Source organism: Lentzea guizhouensis (assembly GCF_001701025.1).
Lineage (GTDB): Bacteria > Actinomycetota > Actinomycetes > Mycobacteriales > Pseudonocardiaceae > Lentzea > Lentzea guizhouensis.
On sequence record NZ_CP016793.1, the window covers coordinates 3,920,517 to 3,938,591 of the forward strand.

General features: G+C 69.1%; 17 protein-coding genes and 1 riboswitch. Of the genes, 7 read left to right on the forward strand and 10 right to left on the reverse strand.

Annotated features, from left to right (window positions below; translation table 11 throughout):
• Positions 1 to 169: 169 nt before the first annotated feature.
• Together BBK82_RS19710 and BBK82_RS19715 are read left to right on the forward strand one after the other, a co-directional pair.
• On the forward strand, positions 170 to 1,621 hold the full coding sequence (locus BBK82_RS19710; RefSeq protein WP_065916308.1) for an MFS transporter: 1,452 nt from the start codon (positions 170 to 172) through the stop codon (positions 1,619 to 1,621).
• Positions 1,622 to 1,794: 173 nt separating this feature from the next.
• A complete protein-coding gene (locus BBK82_RS19715; protein WP_065916309.1) occupies positions 1,795 to 2,475 on the forward strand; it encodes a TetR/AcrR family transcriptional regulator in 681 nt (226 codons plus the stop codon).
• Here BBK82_RS19715 and BBK82_RS19720 read toward each other — a convergent pair.
• Positions 2,447 to 4,216: a tetratricopeptide repeat protein gene (locus BBK82_RS19720; RefSeq protein ID WP_170067935.1), complete on the reverse strand. Its 1,770-nt coding sequence runs from the start codon at positions 4,214 to 4,216 to the stop codon at positions 2,447 to 2,449. The two genes, BBK82_RS19715 and BBK82_RS19720, sit on opposite strands and share 29 nt — an antisense overlap.
• Positions 4,217 to 4,294: 78 nt before the next feature.
• Between BBK82_RS19720 and BBK82_RS51640 the strand changes: the two genes are divergently transcribed.
• Positions 4,295 to 4,555, forward strand: a complete 261-nt coding sequence (locus BBK82_RS51640; RefSeq protein WP_170067936.1) for a hypothetical protein — start codon at positions 4,295 to 4,297, stop codon at positions 4,553 to 4,555.
• Between the two features lie 137 nt (positions 4,556 to 4,692).
• Here BBK82_RS51640 and ald read toward each other — a convergent pair whose 3' ends face one another.
• On the reverse strand, positions 4,693 to 5,805 hold the full coding sequence (ald, locus tag BBK82_RS19725; RefSeq protein ID WP_065916311.1) for an alanine dehydrogenase: 1,113 nt from the start codon (positions 5,803 to 5,805) through the stop codon (positions 4,693 to 4,695).
• Positions 5,806 to 6,035: 230 nt separating this feature from the next.
• Positions 6,036 to 6,127: riboswitch (glycine riboswitch) on the forward strand.
• A gap of 62 nt (positions 6,128 to 6,189) precedes the next feature.
• Between ald and gcvH the strand changes: the two genes are divergently transcribed.
• Complete coding sequence (gene gcvH, locus BBK82_RS19730; RefSeq protein ID WP_065916312.1) at positions 6,190 to 6,570, forward strand: glycine cleavage system protein GcvH; 381 nt, start codon at positions 6,190 to 6,192, stop codon at positions 6,568 to 6,570.
• Positions 6,571 to 6,602: 32 nt separating this feature from the next.
• Complete coding sequence (locus tag BBK82_RS19735; RefSeq protein WP_065916313.1) at positions 6,603 to 7,967, forward strand: L-serine ammonia-lyase; 1,365 nt, start codon at positions 6,603 to 6,605, stop codon at positions 7,965 to 7,967.
• An 8-nt stretch (positions 7,968 to 7,975) separates the two neighbouring features.
• Here BBK82_RS19735 and BBK82_RS19740 read toward each other — a convergent pair whose 3' ends face one another.
• The 3 genes from BBK82_RS19740 to BBK82_RS19750 form a co-directional block, all read right to left on the reverse strand.
• A complete protein-coding gene (locus tag BBK82_RS19740) occupies positions 7,976 to 8,329 on the reverse strand; it encodes a winged helix-turn-helix transcriptional regulator (protein WP_065916314.1) in 354 nt (117 codons plus the stop codon).
• 88 nt (positions 8,330 to 8,417) lie between these two features.
• Entirely contained in the window at positions 8,418 to 10,001 is a 1,584-nt protein-coding gene (locus BBK82_RS19745) for a TROVE domain-containing protein (protein WP_065916315.1), read from the reverse strand.
• Between the two features lie 639 nt (positions 10,002 to 10,640).
• The gene (locus tag BBK82_RS19750; RefSeq protein ID WP_083268046.1) at positions 10,641 to 11,291 is read right to left on the reverse strand and encodes a TVP38/TMEM64 family protein; all 651 of its coding nucleotides are present in this window, start codon (positions 11,289 to 11,291) and stop codon (positions 10,641 to 10,643) included.
• Between the two features lie 225 nt (positions 11,292 to 11,516).
• Between BBK82_RS19750 and BBK82_RS55820 the strand changes: the two genes are divergently transcribed.
• Positions 11,517 to 11,642, forward strand: coding sequence for a hypothetical protein (locus BBK82_RS55820; protein WP_257785473.1), 126 nt, complete (start codon positions 11,517 to 11,519; stop codon positions 11,640 to 11,642).
• Here BBK82_RS55820 and BBK82_RS19755 read toward each other — a convergent pair.
• The 3 genes from BBK82_RS19755 to BBK82_RS19765 form a co-directional block, all read right to left on the reverse strand.
• Positions 11,639 to 13,516, reverse strand: coding sequence for an ABC1 kinase family protein (locus BBK82_RS19755; RefSeq protein WP_065916317.1), 1,878 nt, complete (start codon positions 13,514 to 13,516; stop codon positions 11,639 to 11,641). The genes BBK82_RS55820 and BBK82_RS19755 overlap by 4 nt on opposite strands.
• Positions 13,517 to 13,633: 117 nt before the next feature.
• The gene (locus tag BBK82_RS19760) at positions 13,634 to 14,014 is read right to left on the reverse strand and encodes an SSI family serine proteinase inhibitor (RefSeq protein ID WP_065916318.1); all 381 of its coding nucleotides are present in this window, start codon (positions 14,012 to 14,014) and stop codon (positions 13,634 to 13,636) included.
• 87 nt (positions 14,015 to 14,101) lie between these two features.
• Positions 14,102 to 14,983 (reverse strand): SGNH/GDSL hydrolase family protein, encoded by an 882-nt coding sequence (locus BBK82_RS19765; RefSeq protein WP_065916319.1) that lies wholly within the window; start codon positions 14,981 to 14,983, stop codon positions 14,102 to 14,104.
• An 87-nt stretch (positions 14,984 to 15,070) separates the two neighbouring features.
• Here BBK82_RS19765 and BBK82_RS19770 point away from each other — a divergent pair, with 87 nt between their 5' ends.
• Entirely contained in the window at positions 15,071 to 16,348 is a 1,278-nt protein-coding gene (locus tag BBK82_RS19770) for an MFS transporter (RefSeq protein ID WP_065916320.1), read from the forward strand.
• On the opposite strand, the gene BBK82_RS19775 is transcribed toward BBK82_RS19770, so the two are convergent.
• Both BBK82_RS19775 and BBK82_RS19780 read right to left on the reverse strand, forming a co-directional pair.
• Complete coding sequence (locus BBK82_RS19775) at positions 16,280 to 17,131, reverse strand: diacylglycerol kinase catalytic domain-containing protein (RefSeq protein ID WP_065916321.1); 852 nt, start codon at positions 17,129 to 17,131, stop codon at positions 16,280 to 16,282. The two genes, BBK82_RS19770 and BBK82_RS19775, sit on opposite strands and share 69 nt — an antisense overlap.
• Positions 17,128 to 18,075, reverse strand: coding sequence for an SPFH domain-containing protein (locus tag BBK82_RS19780; protein WP_065916322.1), 948 nt, complete (start codon positions 18,073 to 18,075; stop codon positions 17,128 to 17,130). Before BBK82_RS19780 ends, BBK82_RS19775 begins: the two co-directional genes overlap by 4 nt.

Below are 18,075 nucleotides of genomic sequence, written 5' to 3' on the forward strand. Positions count from 1 at the left end.
CTGGTGTTCATCGACCTCCGGTCGATTTCACCAGGGCCCGCAGTGCTAGTCGGGGGACACTCCCATGCCCCAGGTCTTTTCGTTTCTTTCCTCCCTCTTCATGAAACTCCTTGCGTGACCGGGCCTCGTACGCTGTAAGTTGCTCGTACACCGTAAGGGGGAGGTCTTCATGAGTACGACCACGTCGGAAACCGTCGGCGTGCACCCGCACCCGCAGCGCTGGGCCGTGCTCGGCGTGCTGTGCCTGTCCGTGATGGTCGTGGTGCTGGACAACACCGTCCTGAACGTGGCGATCCCGTCGATCTCCACGGGCCTGGGCGCGAGCACCGCCGACATCCAGTGGATGATCAACGCCTACTCGCTGGCGCTGGCCGGTCTGCTGCTCACGACGGGTTCGCTGAGCGACCGGTTCGGCCGCAAGAAGGCGTTGCTGGGCGGCTTGGCCCTGTTCGGCGTGGGAAGCGCCGCGGCGGCCTACGCGGGCTCGTCGGAGGCGCTGATCGCGGCGCGCGGGTTCATGGGCGTCGGGGCGGCGCTGTTGATGCCGGGCACGCTCGCCGTGTTGATGCAGCTGTTCGACGACAAAGAACGCCCGAAGGCCATCGGCATCTGGGCCGCCGTCAGCAGCCTCGGCTTCGCGGCCGGGCCGGTGGTCGGTGGCGCGCTGATCAAGCACTTCTGGTGGGGCTCGGTGTTCCTGATCAACGTGCCGGTGGCGCTGCTGGCGATCGCGGCGGTGGCGTTCCTGGTGCCGGAGTCGAAGGACCCGACCGTGCGCAGGCCGGACGTGCTGGGCTCGGTCCTGTCGATCATCGGCATGGTCTCGCTGGTGTACGCGGTGATCTCGGTGCCGGAGAACGGGTTCGGCTCGCTCGAGTTCGGCGTGCCGCTCGCACTGGGGCTGGTCTCGATGACCGCGTTCGCCTGGTGGGAACGACGCACCGCGGACCCGATGCTGGACCTCGGGTTCTTCGCCGACCGCCGGTTCACCGGTGCGGTGGCCTCTGGCGTGCTGGCCGCGTTCGGCATGGCGGGCTCGCTCTTCCTGCTGACGCAACACCTCCAGGGCGTGCTCGGCTACAGCCCGCTGGAGGCCGGGCTGCGCGTCGCCCCGATGGCGATCGCGTTGCTCGTCACCAGCAACACCCTGGGCCAGCTCGTGCTGAAGCTGGGCGCGAGCAAGGCGATGCTGCTCGGCATGACGATCGTCGCGGGCGGCGTCGTGCTGCTCTCGATCGGCACCACCTACCCGCCCACGCTGGCCGGCCTGGTCCTGATCGGCGTCGGAGTCGGTGTGGCCCAACCGGTCGCGGTCAACGCGCTGATGGGTGCGATCCCACCGGAACGGGCCGGGATCGCGTCCGGGCTGTCGTCGACGCTGACCGAGCTGGGGTCGTCGTTCGGCATCGCGATCCTCGGTGCGCTGCTGTCCGCGCGGTTCGTCGCCGCGCTGCCGGACGGGGTGCCGGGGCGGTCGTTGTCGGAGGCGCTGCACAGCGGCGCGGACATCACGGTGGTGCGCGACGCGTTCTCGTCGGGGATGAGCGTGAGCCTGGTGGTCGGTGCCGTGTCGGTGTTCCTGGGAGGTGTAGCGGCGAGCGTGCTGCTCCGGCGTGCTTAGTGCGGTGACCACGATCTTCACCGTGTTTCCCGACGCTCAGCAGGGCACCTCGCGGGGCCGGCCCCACGCCCCCATACGCCCAGTATGAGGACGTGGGGCCGGCCCCACGATGCACCCGTCTGACCGCCGGGAAACGCGGCAGAGGTTCGTGGTCACCGCACTAGGATCGAGCCGTGGACAGCGTGTGGTTCAGCAAACCCAGGCCCAGCAGCGGCCAGCCCCTCGGCCTGAGCCGGGAGGGCATCGTCCGCAAGGCGATGGAGATGCTGGACGAGCACGGCCTGGCCAAGCTGTCCATGCGCAAGCTCGCCGCCGAGCTCGGCGCGGCACCGATGTCGTTGTACTGGCACGTGCCGACCAAGGACGCGCTGATCGAGCTGTGCCTGGACGAGATCTACGGCGAGTTCCCCCGGCCCGCACCGGGCGCCGAGTGGGAACCCGCGCTGCGCGAGATGATGCACACGATGCGTCATCTCGCGCTCAAGCACCCCTGGTGGGTGCGCGGCATCGGTGAGTACACCACCATCGGCCCCAACGCCGTCGCGATGGCCGACGCCATGCTCGAACCCATGCAGGCGGCCGGCCTGTCGATGGTCCAGGCGTCGCAGGCGATGTCGACGGTGTCGAGCTACGTCGTCGGCTACGCGACGGCGGAGGCGAACTTCCGCAGCCGCGGCGGCCTCGACGAGCCGCCGCCGGACCTCGGGAAGATCGCGGACCTGTACCGGGAGAAGCACCCCCGCTACATCGAGATGCTGGACCAGCAGGAGCTGTGGACGCTGGAGGGGCAGTTCGAGTTCGGGCTGGACTGCGTGATCGACGGGATCAAGTCGCGGGTGGCCGCGCTGCGATGACGGCGCGGAGCTCCTCGGCCTCCGGGGCGTGGATGCCGTCGAAGATCGCGAGTGCCTCGGCCAGGACTCGGGCGGCCCGGCCGTGGTCACCCTTCCGGTCCAGCAGATCACCAAGCATCCACAACGTGCGGGCAGTCCCGTAGAAGTCGCGGAAGTTGGAGTAGATCTGCACGGACCGCTGGATGTGCCCAACAGCTTCGTCGAGAGCACCGAGATCCGCCGACAGTTGGCTCAACCGGTGGAAAACGGAAGCCTGGTTCCAAAGGCTCCCCATGTCGTGCGAGATCTCCAACGCGCGAACGAGGTACGAGCCGGCTTCTTCGAACTTCTTCTGCTGTCGGCAGATTTCGCCTAGAAGACCTAGGGCGGCACCCTCGGCACGAGGTATGTGAAGGTCTTGGAAGAGGGCAAGCGCGGCCCTGAAATGGTCGGCCGCGCGATCGGTGTGTCCCTGTTTGTACAACGTGAGACCGATGGTGTGGTGCGCCCATGCCAGGTCTTTCGGCACCTGCGATCGGGTCGCGAGATCGAAAGCCTCCTGCACGTGCTGCAGCGCTTCGTCCAGCCTGTTGGCGTTCATCAGTGCTTCACCGCACACGGTGAGCGCAAGCACGTAAGTGTTCTCGTCGTTGAGCTGGCTGGCGCTCCTCAACGCGATAGCGGCTATTTCCACCTGTGCCGCCCATTGACCGTTGAGTGCGTATGGGATCGCCAGACAGGAGGGCAATAAAGCCGCAATGCGGTGGAGTCCGTGGTTTGAGGCGTAAGTGAGGACCGACAACAAGTTGGTGTGCTCGTCGCTGTGCCAGGCGAGGGCATCGTCCCGATCGTCGAAAAGCAGTGGATCGACGCCTGTGTTGTCGTGTTCGAACGGCGTCAGACCGCTTTGCGGGTAGATCGCGAACCTCGCCAGGTCAGCGGTGTGCAGATACCAACCCAGCAGGTGTCGTACGCAGTCCGCACGGTCTTCGGCGGAGTCTTGCGCTCTGGCTGTTTCCGCGGCGTACTCCCGAACCAGGTCGTGGAACTGGAACCGGTCGCGTCCGATCTCCGTGAGCAGGTGTCCACCGGTCAGGGTGTCCAGCACCGGGCGGATCTCGGCGGCCGTCGTCCTGGTGAGCGCGGCCGCGGCGTGGGTGCTGATGGTCGTGCCGGGGTGCAGGCTCAGTCGCCGGAAGACCTTGGCCGCCTGCAGGGGCAACGCCTCGTAGGACCAGGTGAACACCGTCCTGACGGCGGTGCCGTTGTCATCGGGTGAAGCCAGGGTGTCCAGGCGACGGGCGACCAGGTCCGCGGTCAGGTCGGAGATCGTCCGGTGTGGACGGTCCGCGATCCGCTCGGCCGCGATCCTCAGCGCCAGGGGCAAACCGGCGCACTGGTGAACCAGCGTGTGGGCCGCGTCGTGCTCTGCGCCGATGCGGGCGACGCCGACGATGTCCTGCAGCAACGCCAGCGCACTTCCGGACGGTAGTTCGCCCAGCGTGATCCGGTGGGCTCCGTCGCGGGCCACCAGACCCGGCAGCCGGTTGCGGCTGGTGACCAGCACGAGCGACCGCGCAGAGCCCGGCAGCAGCGGGCGGACCTGCTCCGCGGTGGCCGCGTTGTCGAGCACCACCAGCACCTGCCGGTCGGCGAGCAGCGACCGGTAGAGCGCCGCCATCGCGTCCAGGTCCTGCGGCACGGACGTGCCGGACACCCCCAGCGCGGTCAGGAAACCAGTCAGCACCTGCGCCGGTGGCAACGGCGGCTCCGGCGAGAAACCCCGGAGGTTCGCGTAGAGCTGCCCGTCGGGAAACCGGTCGTGCACGCGGTGGGCCCAGTGCACCGCGAGCGACGTCTTGCCCACGCCGCCGATGCCCGCGATCGCCGAGATGACGACCGGACGCGCGGCGTGTCCGAGCAGCTCGTCGAGTGCGGTCAGCTCGGCGTCGCGCCCGGTGAAGTGGGTGACGTCCGGCGGCAACTGCCGCGGCGTCGGAACGGTCGGCGGGGCGTGCAGGTGGACCTCGTGACCCTGGATGACCGTTCCGGCGTCACCGTGCACGACGTTGCGAGTGAAGTCACCCGACATGGTGCGTGATGATGCTCCATCCGTGTCGCGATCAGCGCGGGAAACTCCGCGGGTCACCTGTTCGGTCCCGCGAAAGGCGAAACCCCCGCAGCATGTTGATCGCGTGCGGGGGCTCCATCATTCGGTTGGCTTGCGTGCGTCGGCTGTCAGACCACGGACTCCAGCGGCGTGTGCGCCAGACCGGTCGCCTCCGCCACCGGGCCGTTGGTCAGCTGGCCGGCGTGGACGTTGAGACCCAGGGCGAGCGAACGATCGTCCTGCAGCGCCTTCTGCCAGCCCTTGTCGGCCAGCGCGACCGCGTACGGCAGCGTCACGTTGGTCAGCGCGTAGGTCGAGGTGCGCGGGACGGCGCCGGGCATGTTGGCGACGCAGTAGAAGACCGAGTTGTGGACCTCGTAGGTCGGCTCGGCGTGGGTGGTCGGGCGGGAGTCCTCGAAGCAGCCGCCCTGGTCGATGGCGATGTCGACGAGCACGGAACCCGGGTTCATCTCGGCGACCAGTGCGTTCGACACCAGCTTCGGGGCGGCGGCACCGGGGACGAGCACGGCGCCGATGACCAGGTCGGCCTCGCGGACGGCCTGTTCCACCGAGAACGCGTTCGACGCGAGGGTGCGCAGGCGGCCCTGGAACTGGGCGTCGACCTGGCGCAGGCGGTCGACGTTCGTGTCGAGGATCTGCACGTCGGCGCCCATGCCGACGGCGATGGTGGCGGCGTTGACGCCCGCCACGCCGCCGCCGATCACGACCACGCGGGCCGGGGCGACACCGGGGACGCCGCCGGGCAGCACGCCGCGGCCGCCGGAGGGCTTCATCAGGCTGAACGCGCCGACCTGCGGGGCGAGCCGGCCCGCGACCTCGGACATCGGCGCGAGCAGCGGCAGCGAGCGGTTGGGCAGCTGCACCGTCTCGTAGGCGATGGCCGTGGTGCCGGAGGCCAGCAGGGCCTCGGTCAGCGGCTTGTCGGCGGCGAGGTGCAGGTAGGTGAAGAGGGTCTGGCCGGACCGCAGGCGGGGGTACTCCTCCGCGATCGGCTCCTTGACCTTGAGGACCAGGTCGCCCTCGGCCCAGACGTCGTCGGCGGTCGCGAGGACCTTGGCACCCGCCGCGAGGTACTCCTCGTCGGTGATGGCGGACCCGAGACCCGCGCCCTGCTCGACGAACACGTCGTGACCGCGACGGGTCAGCTCGTGGGCACCGGCCGGCGTGAGGGCGACGCGGTACTCGTGGTTCTTGATCTCGCGAGGAACGGCGATCCGCACGGTTTCTCCTCCGTTTCGGCTGGGCTGTCATCTCACAATGTGGAGCAGCCGAAAGGTCATGTCACTGTGCGAGTCGCACGATCCAGTAGGTGTTCAGTTGTCCGACCGGAACAAGGCAACCTGAACAACACTTGCGTTCACGTGAACCGGCCCGCGTTGACACCCGGCGCCGGGCCCACATAGCGTTCCCGCTGAACTGAATAACGGCCGCGGTGCCCCTGACGGGCACCAGAACCCGAGTGGGAGAGACCTCGACAGCTGGTCGGGGCGCCGAAGGGGCAAGCTCCCGCACACTCTCAGGCAGCAAGACCACTCGGGGTAGGCAACTCTGCACGGCGGAGGGGGCGCAAGTGTCCTGACCCGTCCTGAGCCAGAGGAGTCGCCGTGGAGTTCCCCGAGAACCTGCTCTACACCGCCGAGCACGAGTGGGTCGACTGGACGCCGGGTACCCAGGACCCGTTGACCTGCGGGATCACCGAGTACGCCGCGGACGCGCTGGGTGACATCGTCTTCGTCCAGCTGCCCGAGGTGGGCGCGAAGGTCGTCTCGAACGAGGTCTGCGGCGAGCTCGAGTCCACCAAGTCCGTCAGCGACCTGTTCTCCCCGGTCAGCGGCGAGGTGCTCGAGGTCAACACCGCCGTCGTCGACGACCCGGCGATCATCAACAGCGACCCGTACGGCGCCGGCTGGCTGTTCAAGGTGCGCGTCGACTCGGCGGAGGGCCTGCTCACCGCGGCCAGGTACGCCGAGCTCACCAAGGACTGACCTGCATGAACCCCACCACGAAGGACTGATCAGTGGCGATCAGCGTTTTCGACCTGTTCTCCGTCGGCATCGGACCGTCCAGCTCGCACACCGTGGGCCCGATGCGCGCCGCCGCCATGTTCGTCGAGAAGCTCGGCCCCCGTGTGTCCGAAGTGGACCGCGTGCACGTCCAGCTGTTCGGCTCGCTCGGCGCGACCGGCCACGGCCACGGCAGCCCCAAGGCCGTGTTCCTCGGCCTCGAGGGCAACCTGCCGGAAGAGGTCGACCCCACCGTCGCGGCGACGCGGGTCGAGGAGATCATCTCCACCGGACGGCTCCGGCTCGGCGGCACGCACGAGATCGCCTTCACCCACGACCGCGACCTTGTCATGCACCGCCGCAAGTCACTCCCGTTGCACCCCAACGGGATGAGCTTCGAGGCCTTCCGCGGCGGCGAGTCGGTCGAGCACGCCGTCTACTACTCGATCGGCGGCGGCTTCGTCGTCGACGAGAACGCGTCGGGCACCGACCGGATCAAGCCGGACTCGACACCGTTGCCGCACCCGTTCCTCACCGGCGACGAGCTGCTCGCGCGCTGCCGCGAGACCGGCCTGTCGATCAGCGAGATCATGATGGCCAACGAGCTGTCGTGGCGCTCGGAAGAAGAGGTGCGGTCGGGGCTCCTGCACATCTGGCACGTGATGCAGGAGTGCGTCGAACGCGGCTGCACCGAACAGGGCGTCCTGCCCGGCGGCCTGAAGGTCCGCCGCCGCGCCGCCGAGATGCGCAAACGGCTGGAGGGCGAGCACTTCGTCACCGACCCGCTGCGCGTCATGGACTGGGTGACGCTCTTCGCGTTGGCCGTCAACGAGGAGAACGCGGCGGGCGGCCGGGTCGTCACCGCGCCCACCAACGGCGCGGCCGGCATCGTGCCCGCCGTCCTGCACTACTACACGAGGTTCGTGCCGGGCGCGTCCGACGACGGCGTGGTGCGGTTCCTGCTGACCGCGGGCGCGATCGGCGTGCTGTTCAAGGAGAACGCCTCGATCTCCGGCGCCGAGGTCGGCTGCCAGGGCGAGGTCGGTTCCGCGTGCTCGATGGCGGCGGGCGGGCTGGCCGAGGTTCTCGGCGGCACGCCGGAACAGGTCGAGAACGCGGCCGAGATCGCCATGGAGCACAACCTCGGCCTGACGTGCGACCCGATCGGCGGGCTGGTGCAGATCCCGTGCATCGAACGCAACGCGGTGGCGTCGATCAAGGCGATCACGGCCGTGCGGATGGCGCTGCGCGGGGACGGGTCGCACTTCGTGTCGCTGGACAAGGTCATCAAGACCATGCGGGACACCGGCAAGGACATGTCGGTGAAGTACAAGGAGACGGCACGCGGCGGGCTCGCCGTGAACGTCATCGAGTGCTGAGCGGCGGCTCAGCGGGCGTCGTACGCCTGCTGAGCCGCGAGCACGTCCGGCATCCTGGACTCCAGCAGGGAGATCAACGCCATCAGCTTCTCCGCCGTCTCCCGCCCGAGCGGCGTCAGGCTGTAGTCGACGCGCGGCGGGTTCGTCGGCTGCGCGTCGCGGTGCACCAGGCCGTCGCGTTCCAGCGCGTGCAGCGTCTGGGACAGCATCTTCTCGCTCACGCCGTCGACACGGCGGCGCAGTTCGTTGAACCGCAACGATCCGTCGACGAGCGCGCCCAGCGTCAGGCTGCCCCAGCGGCCGGTGACGTGCTCCAGCGTGGGGCGTGAGGGGCACGCCTTCGCGAACACGGTGAACTCCATGCCGCCGAGCGTACCTGATTGCACTTACGAAAAGTTAGCGCTCGCATGTGCGGAAGGCCTGCACACAGTGCGTGTGCAGGCCTTCCGTTCAGAACGGCCAGTCCGCGTTCTGCCCGGCTTCGATCAACGGGATCGCCTTGAAGGTCGAGTCCGTCAGGCCGCCGAACTCGTGCCTGTTCGCCGTGCCCGTCGCGAACGCCCCCTTCTGGTACCCGTTCAGGTTGAAGCCGTAGACCGGCACGTGCCGCGGCACGACGTCGGTCACGCGCGCGCCGTGCGGACCGCTGATCGTCTGCATGTCCGAGATGATGAACACCCGGTCGTGCCCGCGGTACGAGCTCCGCAGCGAACCGACGATGTCGGTGCCGTGCCCGACCTCACCGATCCTCTTCAGGAACCGGTCGACCTCGCTGATGACCGAGGCCCCGCGCCGCAGCTCGTGGCGGAACACGCCGCTCGCGAAGCCGCGGATGTCGACCTGCTCGCCCTTCGCTCCCAGTGCCACGCCGAACACGGCCGCTGCCTTGGCCGGCGTGACCTTCGACCGCGCCGAGTACGCCATGCCCGTCATCGACCCCGAGGTGTCGATGAGGATCAGCGACCGGCCCGGCAGTGCCGGCAGGTTGCTCAGCGACGCCCGCAGCGCCTGGTCGAGCGCGTGGCCCCAGCGCAGGCTCGGCGCCGTCTCGTACGCCGACAGGAAGCGGAACGGGAACTGCCGCGACCGCGCGACCTGGCCCGGGTCGGCCAGCCGGGCCGCGACCTGCGCCGCGACCTCGTCCGACATCCCGGCCTCGTCGAAGTTCCTGAGGTTCCGGAGCGCGGCCATGTACCCCATGGTCGGCGCCAGCGCCTCCCACACCTGCGCGGTCATCGGCCCCTGCAGCCACCCGGCCACGGCCTCCCACGTCATCCCGGCGCGCCGCAGCACGTCCACCGCGTCCGGGCGCCCGAACAGCGCACGCCGCTCCTCGACCGGCCACGCCATCAGCTCGCGCCGTGCCCGGAAGGTCGTCAGCGACTCCGGCACGGCCACGTCCGCGTCCCGGCGGCGGTCCAGCACGTGCTGGAACAACTCGCCCTGCCGGTCGGCGACCGGCGACGGGTGCACGAGGTTCAGCACGTCGGCCACGCGGAAGCCGCGGGCGTCGCTGTCCCACTTGAGGACCGAGCGCTCGTCGTAGAGCCGCCGCACCGCGTCCGCGATGCCGCGCTTGACCGGCTTCGGCACGTTCCGCCCGTGGGTCGCCGTCCAGTAGGCCAGCAGCTCACCCGGCTCGTCCGCGCGCTGCAGCACCGACGCGATGACCGCGCGGTTCGTCACGCCCGTGTCGGCCTTGGCCTCCAGGCGTGCCTTCACGAACTCGGCGGCGCCGACCAGCGACGCCGTGCGCATGTTCGCCTCGGTGCGCAGCCACGCCAGCATCCGGGCGGTCCACTCGGGATCCTGCAGCGCCGCCGCGTGCACGAGCTCGGCGTACCGCTCGTCGCGCGCGCCGCCTGCCTCGTAGAAGGTCTTCTCGCCGCCCATGTTCGACACGGCCAGCAGGAACAGCTCGCCCTGCACGGTGCGCTCGTACCCGTCGCCGCCCTCGCGGGTGCGGCCCGCGCGCTGCGAGGTGATCGGGCTCTTCCCGAACGGACGGGCCTTCAGGATGTTGAACTTCGACATGGCTCTTCCCCCTCGGGAAAGCAAAAGGGGAGCGCACAACCACAGATGTGTCCGAGATCAAGTCGCAGAAGGAATGTTGCTGCTCTGCCGGTTGAGCTACAGCCGGACGAACGAATCCGGCTGGCGGGACTCGAACCCGCAACCTGCCCATTAGGAGTGGAAGTAACCCTCGGCTTCGCACCGGACACATGTGAAGTTGTGCGCTCCCGAGATCAAGGTCGCGGACGGCTTTGCGTTTTGCAGACGAAGTATCCGACCGCTTCGCACCGGGTGCACATATATGTAACCACGCCCCGCCACTCAATTTTATGAGCGGCGTTTTCCACACGTGCCCGAGGTCAGGATCGCAGAAGGTCCATTTGTCGGGCGCTCACCGGACTGAGCCACCGCCGGTCTCCCGGCGGGCGGGACTCGAACCCGCACCTCCCGATCCCCGTGAAGTATCCCTCTACTTCGCACCGGACACGTGTGGAAGACGTGCGGCCCGAGATCAAGGCGCAGAAGGTGACTGCCCACCGGAGTGGGCGAAGAGCCGGACTGGCCGGCCTTCAGGAGTCGAACCTGAGATACCGAAGTAACCCTCTGCTGCGCACCGGGCCTGCATTCATACAACCACGGCACGCAAGCGCTTTTTGAACCTCACGGCGACGTTTTCACCATTCGCCGCAGGAGGTAGAACACCCCGACGGTCGCGAGGAAGCCCACCGCGCTGATCAACACGATCTGCTCGACCGTGTCCGCCCGCGACCCGGCGAACACGTAGGCAGCGCAGATGGGCGAGGTCCCCACCAGGGTGAACAGCATGAAGGTCCGGAACGAGACCCGCGACACCCCCGCCGACACCGACACCGTCTCCGCCATCATCGGGATCCCGCGCGCCACCCCGAAGAACCACGGCCCGAAACGACGGCCCCACCGGCGCATCTCCGCGAGCTCCTCGATCGTCACCACCCGGCGCACCAGCCAGGGGCGGGCGAAGCGGCCCAGGGCGTACCCCGCGGCCGAGGAGCCCAGGGATCCGATGATGGCGAGCGCCAGTCCGAGTGGCAGGCCCAGTGCCGTTCCCGCGAGCACGATGAGCGGCGTGGACGGCACCGGCAGGAGCACGTCCACGACGAGCAGCGCGAAGATCGCCGCCGCCGCCCACACCGGGTCGATCCCGCGCACCCAGGTGACGACCCCCGCGAAGTCGATCAGGTTGAGCGCCTCGAACACGATCCAGCTCAGCAGCACGAAGCCGAGCACGACGAACGGTATCCACTTCCACCGCACGCCCGTCTCATAACTCATCGGGTGATGGTCGCCCACCGCGTTGCGCCGGACAATCCGCCAGCGGCGCAGGATGCGCGATGGAGACACACATGAGTGACGACTTCGTGCCGTTCCTTGGACATTGGGTGCTCGATCCGACACGCAGCGCTCACACCGGGGACATTCCGCCGCGCTGTGGTCGCCACGACCTCAGGCTCGACGGCGAGCGCCTGGTCGTCAGCATCGAGGGCGTGCTGGGTCGGGGTGACCGATCCGCACCGGTACACGTTGGACTTCCACCAGGACACGCCGATGACGATCGTCCAGTCCGCACCGGACCCGTTCGGGGTGTGGCGGGACGACGCCTCCGTCTACCGCAGGCAGTTCTAGGACCGCGGCCGGAACACCGTCACGACCACGCGCAGGCCCAGCAGCACCGAGATGATCAGCAGGTTGTAGCCGAGCACCTGGTACAGCCCGATGTCCGGCACCACCCGCGGCCCGCCGGAGGAGCCGAGCAGCAGCACCGCCATCACGCCCGCGGTGGCGCCGAGCACGGTGAGCATCACCTGGTGCAGCAGGCCGGTGATGAACGACCGGTCGCGCTCGTCGGCGAACAGGCGCATCGAGAGGCCCAGCCGGCCCTGTTCCAGCGCGCCGGTGATGCGGTCGACCCGGCGCGGCAGCCTGCGCAGCATCGGCAGCACGGCCTGCAGCTCCTCGGTCAGCGTGCGCCGGACCGACTCCGGGGTGAGCCGCTCGGAGATCTGCTCGGCGGCGAACGACCGGGACTCCACGACGATGTTGAAGCCCGGTGAGAGCACGCCGAGGGTGCCCTCCAGCGTCGCCAGTGCGCGGAACACGGCCGCGATCTCGGGCGGGATGCTCAGGCCGAACCGCGACACGATCAGGAACAGGTCGCCGAACATCTCCACGTCCGGCCGCATGCCCGCGCCCAGGTGGCGGGCCATGAACTGGCCGATCGAGCGTTCCAGGCGCTGCTCGTCGATGTCCTCCGGCCGCGCGACGAGCTCCAGCAACGCGTCGGTCAGCCCGGCCGGGTCGCCGCGGTCGATGGCGAGCAGCAGCCGTTGCAACGCCGAGCGCAGCGCCGAGTCGATCCGCCCGACCGAACCGAAGTCCAGCAGGCCCAGGCGGCCGTCGGAGAGCAGCAGGACGTTGCCGGGGTGCGGATCCGCGTGGAAGACGCCGTCGAGCATCACCTGCCGCAGCACGAACCGCAGCAGCGTCCGCGCGAGTCCCTCGTCCTCGGCCGCGCCGCGCACCGGCACGCCGTCGAGGCGGTCCATCACGAGCACGCGCGCGGTCGACAGGTGGACCCGCGGCAGACCGACGGAGGCGTCCGCGACCGCTGACACCGCCGCGATGTTGCGCGCCTCGACCCGGAAGTCCAGCTCCTCCCGCAACGCCGCCGCGAACCCCGCCGCCAGGTCCCGCACGCCCAGTGCCGAGCCCCAGCGCGTCCGCTGCAGCGTCTCGGCGAGCCGGGACACGATGTCCAGGTCGCCTTCCGCCACCGACCGCACGCCCGGCCGCTGCACCTTCACGACGACCTCGGCACCCGACCTCAGCACCGCGCGGTGCACCTGCGCGATCGAGGCGGCGGCCAGCGGTTCGGGGTCCACCGAGGTGAACGCGTCCATCCCGACCTCGGCGTCGAGCACGGCGCGCACCGACTCCCAGGACGCGGCGGGGACCTTGTCCTGCAGCAGGGAGAGCTCGTCGACGAACTCCGGCGACAGCAGGTCCGAGCGCGTCGACAGCACCTGCCCGAGCTTCACGAACGTCACCCCGGCGTCCTGCAGCGCGAGCCGCAGCGACCGGGGGAGCCCCTCGCCGGAGCGTTCCCGCCCGCGCAGGTAGGGGCCGAGGCCGTGCCGGAACGCGATCGCGGTGATCCGCGAGTACCGCCGGGTGCGGGCGATGCGGCGGCGCAGCATGCCCCACCACTCCGTGGGCGGCGGGATGGAGCCGGTCGGCACGATGATCTCGGCGAACGCCAGCACGGCGATCACCGCGAGGATGGACAGGCCCAGCTGGAGCGTGACCAGCCCGGCCGTCGGTTCGGCGGTGGTCTCGCCGAACGCGCTCGACGCGACCGACATGGCCAGCGAGCACGCCAGCGCCGTGCGGACCAGGCCGATGCGCAGGCCCAGGATCCGGCGTGCGGCCAGGGCCATGCCCATGACCAGCAACAGGAACGTGACCGGGAAGCCGATCGTGTAGACGAGGAAGTCCCCCATGATCCGCAGCCTAGGCACGGGATGGGGCTCAGGCAGGCCGGTTGGGGAAGAACGCCATCGTTGTTCCAGCACGACGGCGGTGCGCTGGAACAACGATGGCGCAGTTTGAGGGGGATCTCAGAAGTCGAAGACCTTGCCGGTGGACGCGCGGACCACGCACGGGTTCGAGTACACCTGCTGGAAGTCGATCCTCTTGTTGCGCCACTTGCCGCGCAGCGTCGCCTTGGTCGGGTTCAGCTCCATCGTGCACAGCGCGCCGGAGTCCGGCAGCCTGCGGAAGTCGCCTTCGACCGGCGTGAGCTGGTCGCACGCCTCCTGGGCGTTCTTGTGCAGTCCGCCTGCGGGTTCGCAGTTCAGCTGCGTGGTGCTGAGGGCGCCCATCTCCGGTTGCACCGACAGCACCAGGCCGGATGCGTGGAGAGGCGCTGCCTGTGCCGTCGCGGGGACGAGCGGTGCGGCGAGCGCGAGGCAGGCGAACAGAAGTCGGGTCCTTGCCATGCCACCACTCTGGCGCGGCAAGGACCCGGAACTCCAATCAACTCAGCGGTAACACCGGATCGTGTGGTCCCTGAGAACTCAGTGCAACTAGACGCCCGCGAGCTCCGTCGTGGCGGACCCGGCACCCAGCGCCGCGGCGACCTGCTCACCGACCGCAGCCATGCCCCTGGCGTTCGGGTGAACCGGGAACGCGATGCTGGTCGGGATGATGCCCTCGACCCACTTGTCCCACGGTGCCGCACACGTGTCGCGACCGAGGCTGATGTCGTACGGGTTCACGAAAGTGGCGCCGGCGGCCTGCGCCTGGGCGCCGAGCATTCCGTTGAGGAGCTTCTGCACGCCGTCGAGGTACGGCACGTCGCCGCGGGAGATCGGCACGACCGGCCAGCAGCCACCGGACGGCGGCAGGATGCGCAGGTAGCCGACGACGACGATCTTGGCGTTGGGCGAGCGCTGCTTGATGCCCGCGAGCACGGCGGCCACCTTCGGGGCGGTGGCGTCGACGCGCTGGGCGAGCTCGTCGCCGTAGCTCGCCTTGCAGGGCGCGCCCAGCGGGTCGAGCACGCTCTTGGCGGCACAGCTGAGGATGATGTCGGAGAAGCCGATGTCGTTGCCGCCGATGGACACCGTGACGAGGTCGGTGGTGGCCTTGAGCGCGGAGAACTGCGGCACGGACTGACCGGGGATGCCGGACTGGACGCCCGCCATGTCCTTGGTCTGCGCGCCACCGCAGGAGATGTCGGTGAAGTTGGCGATCTTCAGCTCGCGGGCGAGCACCGACGGGTAGTTCTGCGTGGACTTGAAGCAGGACAGCGGGTCGAGTCTCTGCAGCGGGATGAAGGGCCCGGACACGAACGAGTCGCCGAGCGAGACGTAGTTGCGGTACTGGGGAGCGGCGGAGGCGGTCGGGGCCAGGAGCGCGGCGACCAGGGCGGTGAGCAGGGCGACAACAGTCACTCGGCGCGTCATTGCTACCTCGTTACTGAAGAGTAGGAACGTAGGACGAAGGGTGACCGGGCCATTGCGCAGTGTCAATCCCTCGACCAGGCTGGAACGATGACGGGGGTACGCAAAGCAGCGTTCGCATCGGCCGTGGGCAACACCGTCGAGCTGTACGACTTCCTCCTGTACGGCACGGCATCCGCGCTCGTGTTCGACAAGATCTTCTTCCCGCAGTTCGACTCGCGCGTCGGCGTGCTGCTGGCGTTCGCGACTTTCGGCGCCGGCTTCCTCGCCCGGCCGCTGGGCGGTGCGGTGATCGGGCATCTCGGTGACCGCATCGGGCGACGCTCGATGCTGGTGGTCACCCTTTCGGTGACAGGTCTGTCCACGGCGATGATCGGGTTGTTGCCGACCTATGCACAGGTGGGCATCCTCGCGCCGTTGTTGCTCGTGCTGCTGCGGCTCGTGCAGGGCTTCTTCATGGGTGGTGAACAGGGCGGCGCGTCGCTGATGGCCGTCGAACACGCGCCACCCGGCCGGTGGGGCTGGTACGGCAGCTGGGTGTTCATCGGCTCGCCGGCGGGTGTGCTGCTGGCGAACCTCGCGATGTACGCGTCGTCGCGGGCGTCCGGGACGGCGTTCCTGGAGTGGGGCTGGCGGTTGCCGTTCCTGTTCTCGATCGTGCTGGTCGGGATCGGCCTCTACATCCGGCTGCGGGTGTCGGAGAGCCCGCGGTTCGAGCGGGCGGAGAAGTCGCGGTTGCCGATCGCGGAGGTGCTGCGCACCCGGTGGCGCGTGGTGCTGCTGGGCGCCGGCGTGAACCTCGGCTTCACGATCTTCATCTACGTGCTGAGCGTGTTCATGATCGGTTACGGCCGGGCGGAGCTGAAGTTCACCGCGGACGACCTGCTGGTCGCGACGGTCGTCGGGTCGCTGGCGCAGGTGGTGGCGGTGCCGGTGTTCGGTCTGCTGTCGGACCGGATCGGGCGGATGCCGGTGATGTTCGGCGGCGCGATCTTCCAGGCCGCGTTCGCGTTCCCGTTGTTCTGGCTCGTGGACGCGGGCTGGTTCACCTTCGCGATGGTGCTCGGGTTCATCGGCTCCGCCGCGCTGTTCGGGCCGTCCGCCGCCTACTTCGCCGAGCTCTTCCGCACCCGCGTGCGCTACAGCGGTGTGGCGTTGAGCTTCCAGCTCGGTGCCGTGCTGGGTGGCGGACTGGCGCCGCTGGTCGCGCAGTCGTTGCTGCGCACCGGGACCTGGGCGATCTCGGTCTACCTCATCGCCGGAGCCGTGCTGTCCGGCGTGTGCCTGCTGGTGATCGGCTCAGCGCACGAGGCGGAGCCGGCGGGCGGCGAGTCCGACGCTCAGCCGCTGACCCCAGCCGAGGCGTAGCGCGTCCGACTCGATGCCGTCGCCGAACGCCACCAGCCCGTCGGACTCCACGTCGACGTGCAGCGGACCGTCGGTGATCTCGCCCTCGGTGTGCTCGACGCCGGTGCTCGGCGACGGCCAGGCCTCCCGGACGAACCAGACGAGCCTGCGCTCGGTCGGTGCGGGGAGGGTCAGCGTGCTCTTGCGTTCGCGGTGGGCGGAGGAACACCAGCCGGTCGCGCCCGTGCCGCTGCCGACGAGGATGCCGGACGAGGCCTGGCGTTCGCCGTGCACGCGGTACCGGCTGGTCTGGTGGCTCGGGTGGCCGATGTAGATCTCGTTGAGCGCGTGCAGGACCTGTCCGTCGTCCGACCGCGCCTCGACCATCGTGCGGTCCTCGGTGTTCTTCGTGCTGTGCAGGAGTTCCCGGGCGTCTTTCGGGGCGTGCGTGGCGAGCACGCCCCGGTCCGGGTTGATGCCGATCACGGGCTGGCCGTCGAGGTACTTCGCGACGTTCGCGACCAGCCCGTCCTGCCCGACGATGACGACTACGTCCTCGGGCGCGAACAGGAACCGCGACAGGTCTTCCCTCTCGACGACGCCGCGGCGCCAGTCCAGCGGGATTGCGGCGCCGACCTCTCCCAACGCTTGTCGGGTCTGCTGGTCACGGTCCACCACCTCATCGAGAGTTCTGTCGCGGGACTTCAGGAAGAACTCGACCTGGCCACGCGTGCCGTGTCGTGCCAGCAACTCTGTCAGCTCGATGCGCCGGTGCACCAGCACAATTCGCGGTGCGAGGCTCATCGCGCGAGCCGCTGCAGGATCGGCTGGACGAGGTCGGGGGTGAGCGTGATGCTGCCGATCTCCGGCAGGTTGCCGGCGAGCTCCTTGACGGCCAGCGCCAGCAACGTGCTCTGCGGGACGTCCCGGTAGGCCTCCACACGTGCCTTCTCACCGGCGGCCTCGGCCTCGGCGAGCTTGCGGATGCCGTCGGCCTTGGCGTCGTCGGCGATCCGGCTGGCGCGGGCGTGGTCCTCGGCCTTCTTGAGGGCGTTGGCGCCGCGCTGCACGACCAGGAGCTCTTCCCTCTTCGCGAGCTCGATCTGGTTCTGCAGCTCGTTCTCACTGATCGCGCGCTCGCGTTCGACGGCCACGGCGCGGCGCTCGTAGGTGGCCTTGTCGGCGTCCTGCTGCACCTTCTCGCGGATGGTGGTCTGCAGCGCCTTCTCCATGTCGGCGTCCGGGCGGATCGCGACGACGCGGACGTCGATGACCTCCAGTCCGATGTGGGCTGCGGTGAGGTTCGCCGTGATGGCCTGCTTGACCTGTTCGACGCCGGTGCGGATGGCGGTCCGCAGGTCGAGGGTGGCGAGGATCTTGAGGGCGTGCTGCTGGGTGCTCTCGGTGAGGGTGGTGGCGATCTGGCTGAGCGGGTCCTGGCGCCACGTCCCGGTGTCGGGGTCGATCGAGAAGTCGATGCGGGCGGTGGCGGTCTCGGGGTCGGTGCAGCGGTAGGTGATCGTGAGCTGGACGGTGACGTCCTGGTAGTCCTGGGTGCGGGCGTGGAAGAGCATGGGGAGCTCGCGATCGTCGACCGGGACCTCGCTGAGGACCGCGGTCCGGGGGCGGAACCAGAAGCTGAGGCCGGTGCCGTCGTGGACCAGCTCGCCGTTGCGGATGTGTCTGATGTGGACCGTGGGGGTGCCGCGGAGGTGGCGGAGTCCGGGGTAGGTGCTGATGTCGGCCAT